Source organism: Mesorhizobium sp. M7A.F.Ca.CA.004.04.2.1 (assembly GCF_004022825.1).
GTDB lineage: Bacteria > Pseudomonadota > Alphaproteobacteria > Rhizobiales > Rhizobiaceae > Mesorhizobium.
The window spans coordinates 1-3940 of sequence record NZ_RZPH01000563.1 but is presented as its reverse complement, the minus strand read 5'-3'; the positions used below and the strand labels follow the sequence as shown (position 1 = coordinate 3940).

6 protein-coding genes are annotated in these 3940 nt (G+C 61.5%); 4 read left to right on the top strand and 2 right to left on the bottom strand.

The window, feature by feature from the left end:
• Nucleotides 1-152, top strand: a 152-nt coding sequence (locus EN893_RS38200) for a glycine cleavage T C-terminal barrel domain-containing protein (RefSeq protein ID WP_164901024.1), incomplete at its 5' end; no start/stop codon positions are given.
• A 110-nt stretch (nt 153-262) separates the two neighbouring features.
• Here the strand turns inward: EN893_RS38200 and EN893_RS22620 are convergent.
• Complete coding sequence (locus EN893_RS22620; protein WP_127270196.1) at nt 263-655, bottom strand: DoxX family protein; 393 nt, start codon at nt 653-655, stop codon at nt 263-265.
• A 198-nt stretch (nt 656-853) separates the two neighbouring features.
• On the opposite strand from EN893_RS22620, the gene EN893_RS22615 reads away from it, so the two are divergent.
• On the top strand, nt 854-1342 hold the full coding sequence (locus EN893_RS22615) for a hypothetical protein (RefSeq protein ID WP_127270194.1): 489 nt from the start codon (nt 854-856) through the stop codon (nt 1340-1342).
• A gap of 81 nt (nt 1343-1423) precedes the next feature.
• Here EN893_RS22615 and EN893_RS22610 read toward each other — a convergent pair whose 3' ends face one another.
• Complete coding sequence (locus tag EN893_RS22610) at nt 1424-2200, bottom strand: VOC family protein (RefSeq protein WP_127270192.1); 777 nt, start codon at nt 2198-2200, stop codon at nt 1424-1426.
• Between the two features lie 164 nt (nt 2201-2364).
• Here EN893_RS22610 and EN893_RS22605 point away from each other — a divergent pair, with 164 nt between their 5' ends.
• Both EN893_RS22605 and EN893_RS22600 read left to right on the top strand, forming a co-directional pair.
• On the top strand, nt 2365-3081 hold the full coding sequence (locus EN893_RS22605; RefSeq protein ID WP_127270190.1) for a gamma-glutamylcyclotransferase: 717 nt from the start codon (nt 2365-2367) through the stop codon (nt 3079-3081).
• Between the two features lie 142 nt (nt 3082-3223).
• The coding region (locus tag EN893_RS22600) for an FAD-dependent oxidoreductase (protein ID WP_128361784.1) at nt 3224-3940 on the top strand (717 nt) is incomplete at its 3' end.

Genomic DNA, 3940 nt, shown 5'->3' with positions numbered 1-3940 from the left:
ATTCGAAGAAGTCCGTCGCCGTCGGCTATGTGCCGAAGGAGATCGCAGATGAGAGCGACGGCTTCGAAATCGAGCTGCTGGGCAAGCGTCATGCGGCGCGCATTCAGGCGGTGCCGCTTTTCGACGCCAATTTCGAACGGATGCGTGCCTGAAGCGCTTCGGCTTCGCCGATGCGCTTCAGATTCCTGTTTGTGCATGTCGTGTCCCAAAACCGCTGGGCACTTTGGGCGACATGCACTAGTCACGCCCCTTCTTCTGGGCGTCAGGCGCTGCGGCGGTTGTCCAGCGCGAAGGCGCCGGCGCCGGCAAACACCAGATAGAGGAAGATGAAGCAGAAAGAGATCGCCGAATCGCCGCCATTGTTGACCGGGAAGAAGTCGCGCGGCATGTGCGCCATGAAATAGGCGATCGCCATTTCGCCGGCCAGAAGGAAGGCTACGGGCCGCGTGAACAGGCCGAGCGCCAGCAGGATGCCGCCGGCGAATTCGAGGATGCCGGCGGTCATGGTCAGCCCGGAAAGGGCGTGGGGATCGGCGCTGACGGGGAAGTTGAACAGTTTCTGGCTGCCATGCTCGATGAACTGCAGCGCGGTCATGATGCGCAACACGCCGAGCGCCTGCGGCTGGTATCTGGAGAGGCTTTCGAAAAGCTTCATAATGACTCCATTTTCAATCCGCCCGGCCATAGATTATCGCCCAGGAATGACCATTCACTTCGCATGGCCTGCCGTCAACAATCGGTGATTGGGAATGTTCCCAATTGCCATTAAAATTTTCTCGCCAAGGTTGCATTAGTATCTCTATGGTTGTATTGATGCGTGTACAACAATCCTGAATGTGTGGGGGCCTTTGCCATGAAAAAAGTCGTCATCAGCCTTTTCGCGATCCTCGCAGGCATTAGCTTCGCCATGGCCGAGGACGCCGGCTGTGAGGCGTTCAAGTGGCCGGTGACGCGGGAGCAGACCCTGTTTGCCGCAGCACCGGCAACGCCGTCCGGAGCGGCGCTGGCGGTTGGTGAGGCTGCGGACCTGGCGCTGGTGCCGGTAGGGAAAGCCGGTTTTGCGGTAGCGCCCGAACGTGCGCCGGCATCGGACACGTTTGGCGCCGTTGCCAGCGTGGAGGTGCCGTCCGAGGGGGCCATCCAGATCAGTCTCTCGGGCGAGGCCTGGATCGATGTCATCCAGAATGGCCAGGCCATCAAGTCGGCGGGCTATAGTGGCGTGAAAACATGCCCTGGCATCCGCAAGAGCGTGCGCTTCAAGCTTGCGCCTGGCCCGGCCACCGTTCAGTTCAGCGGCGCGAAGAAAGCTGAGCTGAAGGTCGCGGTGCTGGCGCCGGAATGAGACGGCGCCAGTCAGGGGTAGAGGCCTTCATCGGTAGTCCGATGAAAGCCCGCGCTTTGTTTCAGCGATGTTCGATCGCGGTCAGCGGACCGGCGCCATCAAGGCGAAATGCGCGCCCTGCGGGTCCTGGCATTGGACGATCCAGCTGCCGCCCGGGACCTCCATCGGCCCCATCAGGATCTTGCCGCCATTGTCGGTCACCCGTTTGGCCGCCGCATCGATGGCCGGAACATTGAAATAGAACTGCCAGACCGGGACCGGAATCTGCTCGGGCTTGTTCATGATGCCGCCGCCGGATTCGGGGCCGGCTGTAAAGGTCTGGTAAGTGCCCACCGGGCCCATGTCGAAATCGCCGGCGTCGACCCAGCCGAACTGCTCGGAATAGAAATCGAACGCGGCTTTCCAGTCGCTCGTATAAAGCTCGTGCCAGCCGATGTGGCCCGGCGTGCCGGCCGGCACGACAGGCTGGTCGGGACCGTTTGGCTGCAGGAACATGAAGGTCGCGCCTTGCGGATCGGCGACGACGGCAAAGCGGCCGACGCCCGGAATGTCGTCGGGCTGGCGGTGAACGGTGCCGCCGGCTTTCTCCAGCGATGCCGTGGCAGCGTCGACATCCCTGGTGTGGATATAGCCAAGCCAGGCGGGCGGCATGCCCATCTTGGCTGCATCCTCAGGCAAGGTCATCAGGCCGCCGACGCCACGTTCGCCGACATTCATCACGACATAGCGCGGGATGCCGGGCGCCTTGTCGAAGGGCTGCGCCGTCCAGCCGATGACTTGGGTGTAGAATGCCTCGGCGGCGTCGAGATCTGACGTCATCAATTCGTACCAGAAGAAGGGCATCGGGGCTTTTGGCATTTCGGTCTCCTCACCTTTCATACGTGATCGTCGTCCATCATAGGACGATCCTCACGACGGGAATCCGACACCGCCCGGAAAACAATGGGTGTGTGTGCCAAGCGTTCCCTGGTTGCGCACCCAGCGGTTTTCGATTTCTCTACGGCTATGAAGGGTTGTCGTTCATGCGCTTGATGTCGCTCACGCCCGAGCTTGTCGCACTGTGCCATCGGGAGGAGGCCGATCCCGGCCCGGACCCGAGCTGGACAGACATGAACGACGAGGACTTTCGAGACCTTGCCTTGCGGCTGTCCAATGAAGCCGATGAGGGGCCGCTATGGGTGTTCGCTTATGGGTCGCTGATCTGGAAGCCGGAATTCGAGTCGGTCGAGCAACAGCTCGCCACGGCCTTTGGCTGGCACCGCTCTTTCTGCCTCGACATGGTGCGTTGGCGGGGCAGTGCCGAGCAGCCTGGGTTGATGATGGCGCTCGAACGGGGCGGACGCTGCAACGGCGTGATCTATCGCTTGCCGGAGGGCGAAAAGCCGGCGCAGGTCGAAAGGCTGCTGCGGCGCGAAATCAGCGACCACGAAAGCATCGAGACGGTCCGGTGGCTGCCGGTGCATACGCCGCAAGGCACGCTGCGCGCGCTCGGCTTCTGGGTCGGCGTGAAGGGCAGGGGAACGTCGCTGAACCAGCCGTTGGACAGAGTGGCGAGCGTGCTGGCCAGAGCCTGCGGGCATATCGGATCCGGCGCCGAATATCTCTACAACACGGTCAGCCACCTCGAGGCGTTCGGCATCCATGACCGCAATCTGTGGCGACTGCAGCAGCTGGTCGCAGAGGAGGTCAAGACCATTCATGGCTGTAAGCTTGAACCCGGCCATTCGCTCGCACTGTGAAAGCAGCCTCGGCCTCCGATAACATGAGTAAAAAAATCATGTTATTATCCAGCCTTTTCAGAGACTTGCGCCGAAAATTGACCAATTGATAAAAAAATAAAACGTGCTAGCCTTCCTCAAAAGAAAACATGGGGAACTGACGATGCCAGAAGGCCAATTCAGGGAAGGCATTGCGGGCGGCAGGCTCTCGGCCGACCAGTATGCGGATAATTTTTCCGACCTGCATCCGCCGCTCGATCACCACGAGGCGCTGGTCGAATCCGATCGCTGTTATTTCTGCTACGACGCGCCGTGCATGAACGCATGCCCGACCTCGATCGACATTCCACTGTTCATCCGCCAGATCTCGACCGGCAATCCGATCGGTTCGGCCAAGACCATCTTCGACCAGAACATATTGGGCGGCATGTGCGCCCGCGTCTGCCCGACCGAAACGCTGTGCGAAGAAGTCTGCGTGCGCGAAGTGGCGGAAGGCAAGCCGGTGCAGATCGGCCGCCTGCAGCGCTATGCCACCGACGTCGCCATGAGCGAGAACAAACAGTTCTACCCGCGCGCCGAGCCGACCGGCAAGACTGTCGCCGTGGTCGGCGCCGGGCCGGCCGGCCTTGCCGCCGCGCACCGGCTCGCCCGCCACGGCCATGACGTGACCATTCTGGAGGCGCGCGCGAAAGCCGGTGGCCTCAACGAATACGGCATCGCCGCCTACAAGAGTGTCGACGATTTCGCCCAGGCCGAAGTCGATTATGTGACCGCGATCGGCGGCATCGACATCCAGAACGGCAAGGCCCTCGGCCGCGACTATCAGCTGTCGGATCTGATCCGCAATTACGATGCGGTGTTTCTCGGCATGGGCCTTGGC

Coding starts and splice junctions, on each gene's coding strand:
- EN893_RS22620 (WP_127270196.1), bottom strand. CDS start 655: ATGAAGCTTTTCGAAAGCCTCTCCAGATACCAGCCGCAGGCGCTCGGC.
- EN893_RS22615 (WP_127270194.1), top strand. CDS start 854: ATGAAAAAAGTCGTCATCAGCCTTTTCGCGATCCTCGCAGGCATTAGC.
- EN893_RS22610 (WP_127270192.1), bottom strand. CDS start 2,200: ATGCCAAAAGCCCCGATGCCCTTCTTCTGGTACGAATTGATGACGTCA.
- EN893_RS22605 (WP_127270190.1), top strand. CDS start 2,365: ATGCGCTTGATGTCGCTCACGCCCGAGCTTGTCGCACTGTGCCATCGG.